Source organism: Pseudomonas sp. GZD-209, from assembly GCF_049310485.1.
In the GTDB taxonomy this organism is placed as follows: domain Bacteria; phylum Pseudomonadota; class Gammaproteobacteria; order Pseudomonadales; family Pseudomonadaceae; genus Aquipseudomonas; species Aquipseudomonas sichuanensis.
In genome coordinates this window covers 1-14,980 of sequence record NZ_JBMOWQ010000052.1, presented here as the reverse complement: position 1 = coordinate 14,980, position 14,980 = coordinate 1, and the positions used below count along the sequence as shown (strand labels likewise).

Annotated in this window: 15 protein-coding genes; 8 read left to right on the top strand and 7 right to left on the bottom strand. The window is 65.6% G+C overall.

All coding sequences use genetic code 11. From position 1 onward, the window contains the following. Window positions 1-74: 74 nt before the first annotated feature. On the bottom strand, window positions 75-677 hold the full coding sequence (locus ACO6VM_RS07300; protein ID WP_422402976.1) for a hypothetical protein: 603 nt from the start codon (window positions 675-677) through the stop codon (window positions 75-77). A 200-nt stretch (window positions 678-877) separates the two neighbouring features. On the opposite strand from ACO6VM_RS07300, the gene ACO6VM_RS07295 reads away from it, so the two are divergent. From ACO6VM_RS07295 to ACO6VM_RS07280, 4 genes are all read left to right on the top strand, one after another. Next, a complete protein-coding gene (locus ACO6VM_RS07295) occupies window positions 878-1,711 on the top strand; it encodes an AraC family transcriptional regulator (protein ID WP_258642354.1) in 834 nt (277 codons plus the stop codon). Window positions 1,712-1,781: 70 nt separating this feature from the next. Next, the gene (locus tag ACO6VM_RS07290) at window positions 1,782-2,261 is read left to right on the top strand and encodes a VOC family protein (protein WP_422402975.1); all 480 of its coding nucleotides are present in this window, start codon (window positions 1,782-1,784) and stop codon (window positions 2,259-2,261) included. Between the two features lie 101 nt (window positions 2,262-2,362). Further along, complete coding sequence (locus ACO6VM_RS07285; protein ID WP_422402974.1) at window positions 2,363-2,995, top strand: hypothetical protein; 633 nt, start codon at window positions 2,363-2,365, stop codon at window positions 2,993-2,995. 16 nt (window positions 2,996-3,011) lie between these two features. Next, window positions 3,012-3,668, top strand: coding sequence for a helix-turn-helix transcriptional regulator (locus tag ACO6VM_RS07280; protein ID WP_258642350.1), 657 nt, complete (start codon window positions 3,012-3,014; stop codon window positions 3,666-3,668). On the opposite strand, the gene yddG is transcribed toward ACO6VM_RS07280, so the two are convergent. The 4 genes from yddG to ACO6VM_RS07260 form a co-directional block, all read right to left on the bottom strand. Further along, on the bottom strand, window positions 3,610-4,509 hold the full coding sequence (yddG, locus tag ACO6VM_RS07275; RefSeq protein ID WP_401058185.1) for an aromatic amino acid DMT transporter YddG: 900 nt from the start codon (window positions 4,507-4,509) through the stop codon (window positions 3,610-3,612). The genes ACO6VM_RS07280 and yddG overlap by 59 nt on opposite strands. Before the next feature lie 105 nt (window positions 4,510-4,614). Continuing rightward, entirely contained in the window at window positions 4,615-6,786 is a 2,172-nt protein-coding gene (locus ACO6VM_RS07270) for a TonB-dependent siderophore receptor (RefSeq protein ID WP_401058187.1), read from the bottom strand. A 157-nt stretch (window positions 6,787-6,943) separates the two neighbouring features. Next, window positions 6,944-7,816 carry a TIGR03915 family putative DNA repair protein gene (locus tag ACO6VM_RS07265; protein WP_401058189.1) on the bottom strand — a complete coding sequence of 291 codons (873 nt, stop codon included), beginning with the start codon at window positions 7,814-7,816 and terminating at the stop codon, window positions 6,944-6,946. Then, a complete protein-coding gene (locus tag ACO6VM_RS07260) occupies window positions 7,807-9,027 on the bottom strand; it encodes a putative DNA modification/repair radical SAM protein (protein WP_390967797.1) in 1,221 nt (406 codons plus the stop codon). Before ACO6VM_RS07260 ends, ACO6VM_RS07265 begins: the two co-directional genes overlap by 10 nt. A gap of 214 nt (window positions 9,028-9,241) precedes the next feature. Between ACO6VM_RS07260 and mqo the strand changes: the two genes are divergently transcribed. After that, window positions 9,242-10,819 (top strand): malate dehydrogenase (quinone), encoded by a 1,578-nt coding sequence (mqo, locus tag ACO6VM_RS07255; RefSeq protein WP_401058191.1) that lies wholly within the window; start codon window positions 9,242-9,244, stop codon window positions 10,817-10,819. A 134-nt stretch (window positions 10,820-10,953) separates the two neighbouring features. On the opposite strand, the gene ACO6VM_RS07250 is transcribed toward mqo, so the two are convergent. Then, the gene (locus ACO6VM_RS07250; RefSeq protein WP_401058193.1) at window positions 10,954-11,871 is read right to left on the bottom strand and encodes a LysR family transcriptional regulator; all 918 of its coding nucleotides are present in this window, start codon (window positions 11,869-11,871) and stop codon (window positions 10,954-10,956) included. A gap of 96 nt (window positions 11,872-11,967) precedes the next feature. Here ACO6VM_RS07250 and ACO6VM_RS07245 point away from each other — a divergent pair, with 96 nt between their 5' ends. Then, complete coding sequence (locus tag ACO6VM_RS07245) at window positions 11,968-12,273, top strand: putative quinol monooxygenase (protein ID WP_401058195.1); 306 nt, start codon at window positions 11,968-11,970, stop codon at window positions 12,271-12,273. Window positions 12,274-12,286: 13 nt separating this feature from the next. Beyond that, window positions 12,287-13,126, top strand: a complete 840-nt coding sequence (locus ACO6VM_RS07240) for a type 1 glutamine amidotransferase domain-containing protein (protein WP_422402973.1) — start codon at window positions 12,287-12,289, stop codon at window positions 13,124-13,126. Window positions 13,127-13,165: 39 nt separating this feature from the next. Here the strand turns inward: ACO6VM_RS07240 and ACO6VM_RS07235 are convergent, their stop codons facing one another. Beyond that, the gene (locus ACO6VM_RS07235) at window positions 13,166-13,654 is read right to left on the bottom strand and encodes a signal peptidase II (RefSeq protein WP_125464693.1); all 489 of its coding nucleotides are present in this window, start codon (window positions 13,652-13,654) and stop codon (window positions 13,166-13,168) included. A gap of 192 nt (window positions 13,655-13,846) precedes the next feature. On the opposite strand from ACO6VM_RS07235, the gene ACO6VM_RS07230 reads away from it, so the two are divergent. Further along, on the top strand, window positions 13,847-14,893 hold the full coding sequence (locus ACO6VM_RS07230) for a class I SAM-dependent methyltransferase (protein WP_401058200.1): 1,047 nt from the start codon (window positions 13,847-13,849) through the stop codon (window positions 14,891-14,893). Window positions 14,894-14,980: the final 87 nt, after the last annotated feature.

Sequence of the window (14,980 nt, the reverse complement as noted above, 5' to 3'; positions counted from 1 at the left end):
CAGGGTCAGGTTGCTCTGTTCGGCACCGACCTTGAACGCTGCGGCGCCCGGCGTCAAACCTGGCGCCGGCCAGGTCATTTGGACGGCGGCTTGTCCCAGCAGTCGCTGTACAGCGCGCAGACCTTGTATTGGCGGTCCATCAGCGCCATGCGTTGCATGTGATTTTGCAGGGTAGTGACGGTGGCCTTGTTGTCATCCGCAAAGTAGGTCAGCAGGCGCTCGGCCATACGTTGGGTCCAGGCCCGGCTGCTGGCCTTGTCCAGGCTGTCGGGCGCAGTGGCGAGGCGTTGCAGGGTCTGGTCGTCAGCGCGGTTGAGCTGGTCGGTGTAGACGGCGATGTAGGCGGCGCGCACGGTAAGCTTCTGCTGTTGCATGTCGGCGCGCAGGGTGTCGAGGTTCTGTTTGTACAGTGCCCAATACTCATCCGGTACAGGCAAGTTGCGCTCTTTGCGCAGCTTGGCCACAGTCTCGTCGCTGCTCGGATAGGCAGCCGGTTTGTCCTTGGGCTTGGCGAGCGGGTCCTGGGCCAGGGTCTGTTCAATCCACTGGCTGCGTTGCGGTGTGTCTGGCAGCACGGGGCCAAGCGCTGGAACGGGTGGCTGCGGGGCTGTGGCACAGGCACCGAGCAGCAGTGTGGCGGCCAGTGTCAGGATGGCCGGGATGGAGCGCGACAACATGAATCCTCCTTGATAGGGGCGGGTGGCAAGCGAGGCATTGTGCCACTATCGCTGCCCGCTGCCAGCCCTTGTCACCTGGCCTTCAGTCAGCCTCGAGCCGCAGGCTCGCTGAGGCAGGTTGCGATGCCTACGCGCAAGAACGATCAAGTCGTCCGCCAACACCCTTGGTAGTGTGACGGCGCTGACTGAGGAGCAAGGGAATGCGAAGCATCGAACACATCCTGTGGTACATCGAGACGGCCCTGGACACCGACCTGGACCTGGGCCGTGTTGCCCGGCACTTCGGGCTTTCGCCGTTCGCCCTGGCACGCCAGTTCGCCGCCGCCACCGGCTGGCCGGTGATGCGCTATGTGCGGGCCCGGCGCCTGAGCCGTGCCGCGCAGGCCTTGCGCGGTGGTTGCCCGGACATCCTTGAAGTAGCGCTGGCGGCTGGCTACAGCTCTCACGAAGCGTTCACCCGGGCCTTCTGCGAGCTGTTCGGCATGCCGCCGAGCCAGCTGCGCGGCCAGGCCCACGACCCCTCTGCCTTGCTGGAGCCCCTGCGCATGAAAACCCTCGACTTCATCCCGCTTGCCGAACCGCGTTTCGAACACCGCGATGCCTTCATCATCGCCGGCCTCGGCGGGCGCTTCACCTTCGAGCGCAACGAAGGCATCCCTGGCCTGTGGCAGGCCTTCGACCCCTACGTCGGGCGTGTGCCCGGCCAGGTCGGCGACGCCACCTACGGGGTGTGCTGCAACCCCGGCGACGACGGCAGTTTCGAGTACATCGCCGGGGTCGAGGTGGCCCGCGCCGGCGACCTGCCGCCGAACTTCAGCCATTTCCGGTTGGCGGCACGGGACTATGCGGTGTTCCGCCACCAGGGCCATGTGTCGATGATCCACCAGACGGTCTACACCGTGTTCAACCAGTGGTTGCCGGCGTCCGGCCACCAGGCGGCCGATGCGCCGGAATTCGAGCTGTACAGCGCCGATTTCGACCCGCTGCACGGTGGCGGTTACGTCGACCTGTGGATCCCCCTGGCCGGCCGCTGATCGCGCACCGCCAGTGCGGGCGGGCAGGGGGGCTAGACTCGAGGGACCTCGTGCCCCGGGAACCCCGACCATGACCCCGAAGAACAGCATCTGCCTCTGGTTCGACCATGACGCCGAAGAGGCCGCGAACTTCTATGCCCAAACCTTCCCCGACAGCCAGGTGATCGCCGTACACCTGGCCCCCGGCGACTACCCGTCAGGCAAGCAGGGCGATGTGATCACCGTCGAATTCACGGTAATGGGCATCCCCTGCATCGGCCTCAACGGTGGCAAGGCGTTCAGCCACAGCGAGGCGTTCTCGTTCCAGGTGGCGACCGACAGCCAGGAGGAGACCGACCGCTACTGGAACGCCATCGTCGGCAACGGCGGGCAGGAGAGTGTGTGCGGTTGGTGCAAGGACAAATGGGGGCTGTCGTGGCAGATCAGCCCGCGCGTGCTGACCCAGGCCGTCGCCGGCAGTGACCGGGCGGCAGCCAAGCGGGCCTGGGAGGCGATGATGGACATGGGCAAGATCGACATCGCAACCATCGAGAAAGCCATCAAGGGATGAGCCGTGGACCATTGGTCCGAATCCAGCGCTTCGGCCAATAAAAACATATTTTGATGCTTAAATTACCTTTGTTGGGGGTCATCCACTTCGAGGGTGTCGTCATGAACATCAAGATTGCTGCACTGCTGTTGCTCGCCCTGTGCGCGCAGCCGCTATTCAACCAGGCCTTGGCCAGTACCGATGCGCCCGCCGCCGAGCCTGCGGCACTGAGCACGCGCCTGGCGTTGCGCGATCTGTGGGTCGAGCATGTGTTCTGGGTGCGCAACTACGCCGTTGCCAACCAGGCCGGCAACAAGGCCCAGGCCGACACGGCGGCCAGCCAGGTGGTGAGCAACGCCACCACCATCGCCAACAGCCTGGCGCCGTTGTATGGCCAACCGGCGGCGGAGCAGATGCTCAAGCTGCTGGCCGGGCACTGGGGCGCGGTCAAGCATTACAGCGATGCCACGGTGGCCAAGGACAAGGCCGGGCAGCAGGCGGCGGTGAACGAGCTGTCGGGCAACGCCAAGGCCATCGCCGGGTTCCTGGCCAAGGCCAACCCCTACCTGCCCGAGCCGACCTTGCTGACCCTGCTCAGCGCCCACGGCGGCCACCATGTGGCGCAGATCGACCAGCTCGCCGCCCGCGACTACGCCGGGGAAGCACAGACCTGGCAGATGATGCGCCAACACATGCTGGTGCTGGCCGACGCCCTGGCCGGGGCCTTGGTCAAGCAGTTCCCCGACAAGTTCTGAACAGGAGCCTGCGCCAATGCTGGAAGGATTGGGCCGTACCCAGCGTGACCTGCTCTATGCGCTGTTGCATCAGCCGGCGGGCATGAGCATCGATGACCTGGCCCAGGCGCTGGCGATCACCCGTACCGCGGTGCGCCAGCACCTGGCGGCGCTGGAGCGCGACGGCCTGGTACAGCGCGGTGCCACCCGGCCCACCGGGCGCCGGCCAGAGCAACTGCACCAGCTCACCGAGCAGGCCCGCGAGCTGTTCCCGCGGCAGTACCCCCTGCTGGCCAACCTGCTGATCGACGAGGTCGCCGGCCTGCTTGGCAACGACGCGTTGCTGGCGCTGCTGCGTGGCCTGGGGCGCAAGCTGGCTGCGGACCTTGAGCAGGAGGTGGTCGATGAGGCGCGGATCGTGCAACACATGAACCAGGCCGGCTATGAAGCGGCGGTGTTCTTCCGCTCTTCCGGTGAGCCGGAGATCGTCGCCCACAACTGCGTATTCCATCACCTGGCCAAGGCGCACCCGTCGGTGTGCGAGCTGGACCTGGCGCTGATCGGCGCCCTGGGGGGCGGCGAGGCGCAGCACCTGGAATGCATGCTGCGCGGTGGGCAGGTGTGCCGCTTCGCTGTCAGGCGCCCGAGCGAGGTTGGCGGGTCGCCTGCCAGCACAGCAAAGAACCCAGGGTGACCAGCAGCGCACCCTGCCAGAACTGCAGGGCCAGGTGCGCGCCGAGCCACAGCGCGGCGAACGCCGACGACAGCACCGGGGCAAAGTACGACGCGGTGGCCAGCAGGGTCAGGTTGCCGCGCAGGATGCCGAGGTTCCACAACGCGTAGCCGCCGGCGATGGACAGGCCCGCCCCGAGCAGTTCCAGGCTGGCGCCGGTACTGAAGGCCGGCAGCGTTTCTGCGCTGATGGCGTACTTGAGCCACAGCACCGCCGCGGTGAGCAGGAAGAACAGCACCACATGGTTCTGCCCATCGGCATAGCGGCGGGTGATGTTGCAGTACAGCGCGAAGGTGATCGCGCAGCTGGCCGCCAGGCTGTAGCCCAACGGGTTGGAGCGGATGTTGGCGAGCACGCTGGCCAGCGACAGGCCATCGCTGCCGACCACCCAAAGGATGCCGAGCAGTGCCAGCGCGGTGCCTGGCACGATGTACCAGCGCGCCGCCTGGCGGTTCATCACGATCGCCAGCAGCACGGTCAGGCTCGGCCACAAGTAGTTGACCACCATCAGCTGGATCGCCTGGGTGCTGTCCAGGGCATAGCCTAGCGCCAGTGACAGGCAGATCTCGTAGGCGACGAACAGCGCCGAGCCGCCGAGCAGGTACCAGGGCGAGGCTTTGCGCAAACGTGGCTTGCCCAGCAATACCAGCAGCAACAGCGCGCCCAGGGTGTAGATCAGCGCCGCGCCGCCAATGGCGCCGAAGTGCTGGCTGACGCTGCGGATCAGGCCCGAGGCGGTGCTCCACAGCAAGATGGCGGCGAGGCCGCAGAGGGTGGCGTTGCGTCCGGTAATCCTGGCCATGGGCGGGCTCGCTGGAAAAGGCGCGGAGTCTAACCGGGTAGAGAGTTTGTATCCAAGTCTGGCGACAGAGCAGGAGGGGGCGGCGCATCCATGCGCCTAGAAATATCAGAAGCTGTACTTGGCGGTCAGCATGAAGTTGCGTGGGTCGCCAAAGGTGTCGCCACCGTAGTCCACCGATTTGGAAATCGACGAGTAGTAGTGCTTGTCGAACACGTTGTTGGCGTTGAGCTGCAGGTCCAGATGGGGGCTTACCTGGTAGCCGGCCATCAGGTCGGTAACCGCATAGCCGCCCTGGATCAACCGGTAGCTGCTGCCATCGGCCAGGGCGATGTCGTTGTACATGCGGCTCTGCCAGGTGACGCCGCCACCCACGCGCAGTTTTTCCAGCGGGCCCTGGAAGCGGTACGTGGTGTACAGCTTGAACTGGTGCTCGGGGGTGTCGGAGTTGAGCGGCTTGTTGATGTTCTGCGGGTTGTTCTGGTCCTTGACGGTGTGCACGCGGGCATAGGTATAGCCACCACCGATCTGCCACTGCTCGGTCAGCGCGCCCTGCAGTTCGAAGTCGATGCCCTGGCTGCGCACCTCGCCGGAGGCCTGGTAGCAGCTCAGTTGCGGGCAGTTCGGCAGTTTCACCTCGACCTGGCGGTTTTCCTGGTCGATGCGGAACACGGCCAGGCTGGCGTTCAGTGCGCCGTCGAAGTACTCGCCCTTGATGCCGACCTCGTAGTTCTTGCCGACGATCGGCGTTACCGGTTTACCGGAGCCGTCGCGCCCGTCCTGCGGGGTGAAGATGTCGGTGTAGCTGACGTAGACCGAGTGCTGGTCATCCAGGTCGTAGATCAGGCCGCCGTAGCGGGTGACCTTGCGGGTGACCTTGTAGTCGCCGGCGTCGTTGTCGCGCTGGTCGTAGTCGTACCAGTCCAGGCGCCCGCCGAGGATCAGCTTGAGCGGGTCGGCCAGGCTCAGGCGGGTGGTGCTGTAGACGCCTTCCTGGTTGATCAGGTAGCGGTTGTTGCTGGTGTGCACGAAGCCGGGCTTGCCGCCACCCAGGGGGTAGTCGGTGTTGTACGGGCTGTAGTTGTCCTCGTTCATGTCGTAGAGGCGCTTGCTGGCGCCGACCACCAGTTCGTGGGTGCGGCCCAGGGCCTGGAACGGGCCGCTGGCAAAGGCATCCAGGCCCAGCTGGTTCTCGTCGTGTTTCGACTGGTAGACCGTCCGGCTCAGGGTCTTGGCGGCGTTCCAGCGCGACTGGTACGAGCCGCGGAACAGCGCGTCCTGCTCGCTGTAGTTGGCGTTGACCTGCAGCTTCCAGTCGTTGGCCAGGCGGTGGCGCACTTCGGCGAACAGGGTGTTGATCTCCTGGTCCTTGTTCTCCCAGTCGGTGCCCGGGTTGTACGAGCGCGACACGTCCAGGTGATGGCCGCCGAGGTCGGTGGGGATGGCGCCCCAGAAGAAGTTGGTCTTGTCCTTCTGGTGGGAGAAACCGAGGGTGAGGGTGGTGTCTTCGCTCAGGTCGGCTTCGGTGATGGCGTAGAACAGGCCGTGATCTTCTTCCTGGCCATCGCGAAAGCCGTTGGCGTCGCGGTATGAGGTGACCACTCGGCCGCGCAGGGTGCCGCTGTCGTTGAGCGGGCTGGAGGCGTCGAGCTCGCCGCGGTAGTTGTCCCAGCTGCCGGCGGCGCCGGTCAGGGTGACTTTCTGCTCGGCCAATGGGCGCTTGCGCACCAGGTTGATGGCGGCCGAGGGGGTGCCGGCGCCGGTGACCAGGCCGGTGGAGCCGCGCACCACCTCCACCCGGTCGAACATCGCCAGGTTGGGCTGGGCGCCGACCACCCAGCCGGTGTACGCGCTCGGGATGCCGTCGTACATGATGTTGTCGACGTCAAAGCCGCGGGCGGTGTAGGTCTGGCGGCCCGGGCCGTTGGACTGGTTGAGGAACAGGCCTGGCGTGTACTTGGCCACATCGTTGATGCTGGTCATGGCCTGGTCGTCCATGCGCTGGCGCGTGATCACGGTCACCGACTGGGGTGTTTCGCGCATGGTCAGTGGCAGCTTGGTAGCGGTGGACATGGCCCCGGTGGTGTACGACTGCGAACCTTCGGTGGTGCTGCCCAGATGGCTGTCGTTGATGGCCGTGGCGCCCAGTTCGAGCACGGCCGGCGCATCGGTTTGCGGCGGTTCGGCGGCGACTGCGAGGGGCAGGGAGGCCATGCAGACAGCCATGGCCAGCAGGTTGCGCGTGGGCGTGAAGCGGCGGGGCAAGCGAAGCGGATACATGCCGGGCTTTATCCTTATTACTAGTGCTTATGAGAATGATTAGCAATAAGTCTGTCAGGATTTCTCGCTCGGTCATAGCCCGAGCGGATATAAATTTGACGTATTTTTCACAATTACCATTCGGGCGAATAGCTTTCGCAGGGCTGACCCACGCTGCTCAAGCCTTGGAGGAGGGCGACCCGACAAGCCGCGCGGGGCTGGCGGTGATCTGTTTGCCACGCTGTTGCGCCACTTCCCGTGCCTGGCCGTCGCGCTGCTTGCCGTGGCGCGCCTGTCCCACCAGTTGCGGAATCAGCGGCCCTTCCGGCAGGTGCCGCCAGAACCGCCCGGGCAGATGCTGGCGCAAGGCGTCGGGGTTGAGCCGGGCCGGGTTGAAGGTGTGGCGGTAATAGGTCAGCCACAGCTCGGCGTCGGGGTCTTCGGCCGTGTGCGCCCACTGCTGCCAGGCTTCGGGGCAGCGCCGCTGGTATTCAAGCGACGTACCGTCGTAGCGCACGCCATCGCGTGGCGTGGCGATCAGCCAGCGCTGGCGCCCCAGGCGTTCGGCAAAGTGGCCGCTGGCGCTGTCGAGGATGTCGTGGGCCGGTTCGTGGTAGGCCACCAGGTCCAACTGCAGGTGTTCGGCCAGCGCCGCAGGCAGTGGCACGAAGCGTACGAAGGCATGCAGGTGATGGGCTTCGCGGCCGACCTGCTTGATGCGCCGTTGCAGCTCGCTGCCCAGGCGGTCGCCGGCGAGCATGGCGGTGCGGTCGCCATGGGCGACGCGCCAGAGCACTTCGTACAGCAGGTTCCAGCGCTGTTCACCGCGGTAGCGCCCGGCCTGCTCCAGTTGGGCCAGCAAGGCCGCCGGCACCCGGGCATGGAAGGGGCCTGGGCCTTCGGGCAGTGCCTCTGGGACGGCCAGCAGGTCGTCCATCGGGCCCTGGCTCCAGGTGACTTCGGCCGGGTCGATACCGTGGCCGAGCAGGCGCCTGGCCTGGTCGCGCCAGGTGGCGAAGCAGTCGTCGCAATCGAGCGCGATCACCCCCACAACCCCATCTGCACGGGGGCCTGGGGTTCGCGCAGGCGCTCGCGCAACAGCCCGCTGCGCAGTTCGGCCTGGGCCGGTCGGTAGTCGCTGGTGACGATGAACGGGCGAGCTTTTTCCAGCACGCAGCGTAGCTGGATCAGGTCGTCGTAGCGGATCCGCCGTTCGCGGCGCAGGGCCACCATGCGTTGCACGCTGCGCAGGCCGATGCCGGGGATGCGCGCCAGCAGCGCAGGTTCTGCGCGGTTGACGTCGAGCGGGAACACCTCGCGGTTGGCCAGCGCCCAGGCCAGTTTCGGGTCGATGTCCAGCGCCAGGTTGCCACTTGCGCCAAGCAGCTCGCCGGCCTTGTAGCCATAGCCGCGCAACAGGAAGTCGGCCTGGTACAGGCGGTGCTCGCGCAGCAGTGGCGGGGCCGCCAGGGGCACGCTGGCGGGGCTGTCGGGGATCGGGCTGAAGGCCGAGTAGTACACGCGCTTGAGGCCGTAGCCCTGGTACAGCGATTCGGCGTTGCGCAGCAGGGTGCTGTCGTCGGTGGCGTCGGCGCCGACGATCACCTGGGTGCTCTGCCCGGCGGGGGTGAAGCGCGGCGCCCGGGGCTCGTTGGCCACCGCTTGCTGGCCCTGATGGATCACGCCCATGGCCTGGCGGATAGTGCTGGCCTGCTTCTCCGGGGCCAGGCGCTGGAGGCTGGCGTCGGTGGGCAGTTCGATATTGACGCTGAGCCGGTCGGCCAGGCGCCCGGCCTCCTCGATCAGCAGCGGGTCGGCATCCGGGATGGTCTTGAGGTGGATGTAGCCACGGAAGTTGTGCTCTTCGCGCAGCAGGCGCGCCACCCGGATCAGTTGCTCCATGGTGTAGTCGGCCGAGCGGATGATCCCGGAGCTCAAAAACAGCCCGCTGATGCAGTTGCGCCGGTAGAAATCCAGGGTCAGGCGCACCACTTCCTCAGGGCTGAAGCGTGCCCGCGGCACGTTGCTGGAGCGGCGGTTGACGCAGTACTGGCAGTCGTACAGGCAGAAGTTGGTCAGCAGCACCTTGAGCAGCGACACGCAGCGCCCGTCGGGGGTGTAGCTGTGGCAAATGCCTGTTCCGTCGGTGGCGCCCAGCCCCTCACGGCCACGCGAACCGCGCTTGGGCGCACCGCTGCTGGCGCAGGAAGCGTCGTATTTGGCGGCGTCGGCGAGGATGCCGAGTTTGGCGATGAGCTGCATGGGATGATCCGAAATACTGAATATTCATACAGTATTTCGGGATTGAGCTGATGGCAAGTGTCCGTTGTCGAGACTTGCGGCATCAGCGTTGCGCTATCGCTGACAAGTCACGATGGCCAACCGCAGCGCCCACAGGCGCCTACCCGACTGTTTTACTCGGCTAAGCTTCATTTCAGTTTGTTTCAGGCTTACGACTCATTGAAAGGGTGCGCACATGAAGATCGTCGGTAAATCCCCATGGGCCCTGGCGGCCCTGTGCCTGGCCATGGGCCTGGCGACCGCCCAGGCTGCCGAGAGCAAGAAGGTCGATGTGATGTTGGTGGGCGGCGGCATCATGAGTTCCACCCTTGCCGTGTGGCTCAACGAGCTGGAGCCGGGCTGGTCGATGGAGATGGTCGAGCGCCTGGACAAGGTTGCCGAAGAAAGCTCCAACGGCTGGAACAACGCCGGCACCGGGCATTCGGCCCTGGCCGAGCTCAACTACACCCCGGAGAAGGACGGCAAGATCGACATCAGCAAGGCGGTGGAGATCAACGAATCGTTCCAGATCACCCGGCAGTTCCTCGCCTGGCAGGTGAAGCAGGGGGTGCTGAAGAACCCACGCTCGTTCATCAACACCACGCCGCACATGAGTTTCGTCTGGGGCGACGACAACATCCGCTTCCTGCGCAAACGCTACGAGGCGCTGCAGGCCAGCCCGCTGTTCAAGCCCATGCAGTATTCCGAAGACCACGCGCAGATCGCCAAGTGGGTGCCGCTGATGATGGAAGGGCGCGACCCCAACCAGAAGCTCGCGGTGACCTGGACGCCGATAGGCACCGACGTCAACTTTGGCGAGATCACCCGCCAGTACGTGGGCTACCTGCAGACCCGGCCGAACTTCGACCTCAAGCTGTCCACCGAGGTCGAGAACATCACCCGCAACGACGATGGCAGCTGGCACGTCGAGTACAAGAGCCTCAAAGATGGCAGCACCGCCGCCACCGACGCCAAGTTCCTGTTCATCGGTGCCGGCGGCGCCGCGCTGCCGTTGCTGCAGAAGTCCGGCATCGACGAGGCCAAGGACTATGCCGGCTTCCCGGTGGGCGGCTCGTTCCTGGTCACCGACAACCCGGCCATCGCCCAACGCCACATGGCCAAGGCCTACGGCATCGCCGCCACCGGTGCGCCGCCGATGTCGGTGCCGCACCTGGATACCCGGGTGCTCGATGGCAAGCGGATGATCCTGTTCGGGCCGTTCGCCACCTTCTCCACCAAGTTCCTCAAGCAGGGTTCGCTGCTGGACCTGCTGGGCAGCACCACGGTCCATAACACCTGGCCCATGGTGCGGGTCGGGGTGCGCGAGTTCGACCTGGTGCAGTACCTGGTCGGCCAGGTGCTGCAGTCCGACGATGACCGCTTTGCCGCGCTGCAGACCTATTTCCCCGAGGCCAAGCCTGCGGACTGGCGCCTGTGGCAGGCCGGGCAGCGGGTGCAGATCATCAAGAAGGACGAGAACCAGGGTGGCGTGCTCAAGCTGGGTACCGAGATCGTCACTTCCAAGGACGGCAGCATCGCCGGGCTGCTGGGCGCCTCGCCGGGGGCCTCGACCGCGCCACCGATCATGCTCGACCTGCTGGGCAAGGTGTTCAAGGACAAGCTGGCCACGCCCGAATGGCAGGCCAAGGTCAGGCAGATCATCCCGTCTTATGGCATCCGCCTGAACGAGCATCCGGACAAGGTGCAGGAGGAGTGGGACTACACCAGTGCAGTGCTGCAGCTGGCGCCGCCCAGTGAGGTTGCCGCGCCCTGACTCAGCCTTGCGACCGCTTTGCGGTCTTTTCGCTGGCAAGCCAGCTCCCACCTCGACCGCGCTGAGCTCAAGCCATGCGCAATCGGAGTGGGAGCCGGCTGGCCGGCGATGGGGCCGTAGCGCATCCAGCGTCTTTACGCACCCACCTGCGCCGCCACCTCCCGCACCTGCTGACGGAACCAGCGCCGCAACGGATCGGCATGGGTTCGTTCATGCCAGATCTGCATCACCTCCACCTGTGGCAGCGTCAGCGGCAGCGGGTGGATGCACAGTTCGGCGTCGCGCTCGAGCGCATCGACGGCCAGTGAGCGCAGGCAAGTAAGCAGCAGGTCGGTGCCACTGACCAGTCGCGTCGGGGCGATGAAACTGGACAGCCCGGCGACAATCCGCCGCTCATGGCCCAGGGCGCGCAAGGCGCGGTCGACACGGCCGTCGAGGTCGCCGGTCAGGGTGGTGATCAGGTGCTCGCAGGCCACGAAGGCCTCAAGGCTCAAGCCGTCGGTCAGCCTTGGGTTGCCCCGTGAAGCCAGCACCACGAAGTCCTCGCCAAGCAGCCGCTGCTGGTGAAAGGTGTCTGGCAGGCCGGTGTAGAAACCGGCGATGGCCAGGTCGCAGGTGCCTTTCTCCAGCGCCTCGCGGGGCAATTCGCCACGGGTGTTGTGGGTGACCAGGGTGAGGTTTGGTGCCTGGCTGCGCAGGACCGGCAGCAATCTGGGCAGCAACGTCTGTTCGAGGTAATCGGTGCTGTACAGGTGCAGGCGGGCAGGGCGGGCGAGGAAGTTTTCACCATCGCAGCGCTCGAAGAAGCTTTGCAGTTGACCGATCAGCACCTGCACCTGCGGCGCCAGTTCATGGGCCCGAGGCGTGGGCGTGAGCCCGCGTGGCGCGCGAACGAACAGCGGGTCGCCGAACTGGTGGCGCAACTTGTTCAGCTTGTGGCTCAGCGCCGGCTGGCTGAGGGCCATGCGCTCGGCGGCACGGGAGGCGTTGCGCTCCTCGTAGAGCACCTGGAACAGGTGCAGCAGATTCAGGTCTTTGTTGGTGATATTCATATTTTGAATCGCAGGAATAAGTGCTTTCGAATTATCGAATCCTAACGCGATGGCTAGCATGGGCCCAGTCAATTCGAACCTGCACGGAACATACCCATGTCCATCGCCATTTTCGCCACGATCCACCCCAGCCCCGAGCACTATCAGGCAGCCGCCCAGGCCCTGCAGTTGATGGTTGAACACAGCCGTGCCGAGCCCGGCAACCTGCGCTACGACCTGTTTGTCCGCGACGGTGAGCCCTTGGCATTCGAGCTGTTCGAGCTGTACGTCGATGAGGCTGCGGTCGAGGCGCATCGTAGCAGCGCTCATTACCAGGCCTACCGCGCCGCCACTGGCGCGTGGCTGGCCGCGCCTACCCAGGTAAAACTGGCCCGCCCACTGAACCTCGCACCCTTCAACTGATCAGGACATCTGCATGAAAATCTTCACACCTATCGCCCTGGCCAGCGCACTGGCGGCCGGTGGTGCCGTCGCCGCGCCCAAGGGCGAAGTGCTGGTGCTGCTGTCCAGCGAACACCAGCTGGCGCTCCAGGATGGCAAGCAATACGCCACGGGGTATTACCTCAATGAATTCGGCGTGCCTGCCGACCAACTGCTCAAGGCGGGCTACTCGCTGGTGCTGGTCACGCCCAAGGGCAATGCGCCGCGGGTAGACGAGCGTTCGATCGACCCGATGTACTTCGGCGGCGACAAGGCCGAGATGCAGCGCATCCACCAGGTGGTCGAGGGCTTGCCGGGCATCCACGACACGCTGTCGGTCAAGGAAGTGTTGGCCGGTGACCTTGATCGCTACGCCGGAATCTTCATCCCGGGCGGCCATGCACCGCTGATCGACCTGGCCAACAACCCAGAGGTCGGTGCCTTGCTGCGCCATTTCCATCAGGCCGGCAAGCCCACTGCAGCCATCTGCCATGGCCCGATCACCTTGCTGTCGGCGCAGCAGGACCCGGCGGCCTACCGCGCTGCCCTGGCCCGTGGTGAAACCCCGGCGGCCAGCGACTGGAGCTATCAGGGCTACCGCATGACCATCTTCTCCGACCCCGAGGAGCAGGTGTTCGAAGGCTCGCTCAAGGGTGAGCGCCTGCAGTTCTACCCGGCCAAGGCCATGGCCGGCGCGGGTGGCAACATGAGCTATGCCGAGGCCTGGCAGCCGCATGTAGTGGTCGATCGCGAACTGATCACCGGGCAGAACCCGTTCTCCGACAAGGCCCTCGCCAAGGCGCTGCTGGAGCAGTTGGCGCGAGCCCGGAACTAACGGCGCTTGAAGCGCTGAGGCCGGCGCGCCGGTGGTTGCTCAGCGCTTGGCTGGCCTGGTCAGGGCATCGACCATCAGCACCGCTGCGCCGGCCATGATGGCGATATCCGCCAGGTTGAACACGCCGGTGTGCAGCGTGCCGATGTTGAGCACCAGGTAGTCGACCACATGCCCCTCGCGAAACACCCGGTCGATCAAGTTGGACAGCCCACCCACGGCGATGAACCAGGCGGCGAAGGCCTTGATCGGCGCCGCCTGCCAGTGCCTGAACGCCCAGACGCTGGCCCAGCAGCACACCGCGCCCACGGCGACCACGAAGATCAGTTGCTTGAGCAGCGCCGGCATGCCGGCACCCAGGCTGAGGAAGGCGCCGGGGTTGAGGCTCAGGGCCAGGTCGAGCCAGATGCTCTGGTTGCCCAGGACATAACTGTGGTTATCGAGGGCTACCAGGGCGATCAGCTTCACCCACTGGTCAATGATGATGAAGGCAACGCCCAGGACAAGGACGAGGGTACGGCTGGAGAACATGGTGGCAATTCCTTTGCTGCACGGGTGCGGCCGTCCGGTAGTGGCGGGTGTGCCGGCAGCGCGGCGAAGATAGCGCAGGCGGGTCTAGACTTAAAGCCCGGGCCCGGTTCTGCTGCGGGCCTATCATCGATCCGACCACCGCCCCGGACCGGACGTCGCCGACGGTGGCCTTCCTGCAGAGGAGGTCAGGTCATGGACGAGGCAAGGCTTCACGAATTCATGGGCAAGCTGGTGGGCGACATGGGCGCCGCGGCGACCCTGGCCAACGTGGTGCTGGGCGACGAGCTCGGCCTGTACCGGGCGATGGCCGACAGCCAGCCGGTCAGCCCCGAGGTGCTTGCCGAGCGCACCGGGTGCCAGCCGCGGCTGGTGCGCGAATGGCTCAATGGCCAGGCCGCGGCGGGTTACGTAGTACACGATCAAGGCAATTTCACCCTGCCCGAAGAGCAGGCCATGACCCTGGCGCTGGAAGACTCGCCGGCCTACATGGCCGGCGGCGCGGCGGTGCTGGCGGCGCTGTTCCACGACAAGGACAAGCTGGTGAAGGCCATGCGCGGTGACGGCGCACTGGCCTGGGGTGACCACCACCCGTGCATGTTCAGTGGCACCGAACGGTTTTTCCGCCCGGGCTATCGCACCTTCCTGGTGGCCGATTGGCTGCCGGCGCTTGAGGGCGTGGTCAGCAAGCTGCAGGCCGGCGCGCAGGTGGCGGATGTGGGGTGCGGTCATGGTGCCTCCACCATCGTCATGGCCCAGGCGTTTCCACAGTCGAATTTTGTCGGCTATGACTATCACGCGCCTTCGGTGGCCACCGCCACCGAACGGGCACGGGATGCCGGAGTGGGCGGGCAGGTGAGCTTTCAGCAGGCGTCGGCCAAGGATTACCCCGGCCACGATCTGGACCTGGTGTGCTTCTTCGATTGCCTGCATGACATGGGCGACCCGGTTGGCGCGGCGCGGCATGCGTACAAGGCATTGAAGGCGGATGGCACGGTGATGCTGGTCGAGCCGTTCGCCGAGGACAGCCTGGACGCCAATATCAACCCGGTGGGGCGCTTGTTCTATGCCGCGTCGACCTTCATCTGCACGCCCAATTCACTGTCGCAGGAAGTTGGGCTGGGGCTGGGGGCGCAGGCGGGGGAGGCGCGGTTGCGGGCGGTGTTCGAGGAGGCGGGGTTCAAGCGCTTCCGGCGGGCGACGCAGACACCGTTCAACCTGATTCTGGAGGCACGCAAGTAACACGTGAATCTGCAGCGGCCAAATCGCGGGGGGGGGAGAACCCCCCCCCCACAACCACAAAAAAACAGAGAGCGGGGGTGCGCCAGA

Coding starts and splice junctions, on each gene's coding strand:
- ACO6VM_RS07295 (WP_258642354.1), top strand. CDS start 878: ATGCGAAGCATCGAACACATCCTGTGGTACATCGAGACGGCCCTGGAC.
- ACO6VM_RS07250 (WP_401058193.1), bottom strand. CDS start 11,871: ATGAATATCACCAACAAAGACCTGAATCTGCTGCACCTGTTCCAGGTG.
- yddG (WP_401058185.1), bottom strand. CDS start 4,509: ATGGCCAGGATTACCGGACGCAACGCCACCCTCTGCGGCCTCGCCGCC.
- ACO6VM_RS07280 (WP_258642350.1), top strand. CDS start 3,012: ATGCTGGAAGGATTGGGCCGTACCCAGCGTGACCTGCTCTATGCGCTG.
- mqo (WP_401058191.1), top strand. CDS start 9,242: ATGAAGATCGTCGGTAAATCCCCATGGGCCCTGGCGGCCCTGTGCCTG.
- ACO6VM_RS07290 (WP_422402975.1), top strand. CDS start 1,782: ATGACCCCGAAGAACAGCATCTGCCTCTGGTTCGACCATGACGCCGAA.
- ACO6VM_RS07285 (WP_422402974.1), top strand. CDS start 2,363: ATGAACATCAAGATTGCTGCACTGCTGTTGCTCGCCCTGTGCGCGCAG.
- ACO6VM_RS07230 (WP_401058200.1), top strand. CDS start 13,847: ATGGACGAGGCAAGGCTTCACGAATTCATGGGCAAGCTGGTGGGCGAC.
- ACO6VM_RS07235 (WP_125464693.1), bottom strand. CDS start 13,654: ATGTTCTCCAGCCGTACCCTCGTCCTTGTCCTGGGCGTTGCCTTCATC.
- ACO6VM_RS07260 (WP_390967797.1), bottom strand. CDS start 9,027: ATGCAGCTCATCGCCAAACTCGGCATCCTCGCCGACGCCGCCAAATAC.
- ACO6VM_RS07245 (WP_401058195.1), top strand. CDS start 11,968: ATGTCCATCGCCATTTTCGCCACGATCCACCCCAGCCCCGAGCACTAT.
- ACO6VM_RS07300 (WP_422402976.1), bottom strand. CDS start 677: ATGTTGTCGCGCTCCATCCCGGCCATCCTGACACTGGCCGCCACACTG.
- ACO6VM_RS07270 (WP_401058187.1), bottom strand. CDS start 6,786: ATGTATCCGCTTCGCTTGCCCCGCCGCTTCACGCCCACGCGCAACCTG.
- ACO6VM_RS07240 (WP_422402973.1), top strand. CDS start 12,287: ATGAAAATCTTCACACCTATCGCCCTGGCCAGCGCACTGGCGGCCGGT.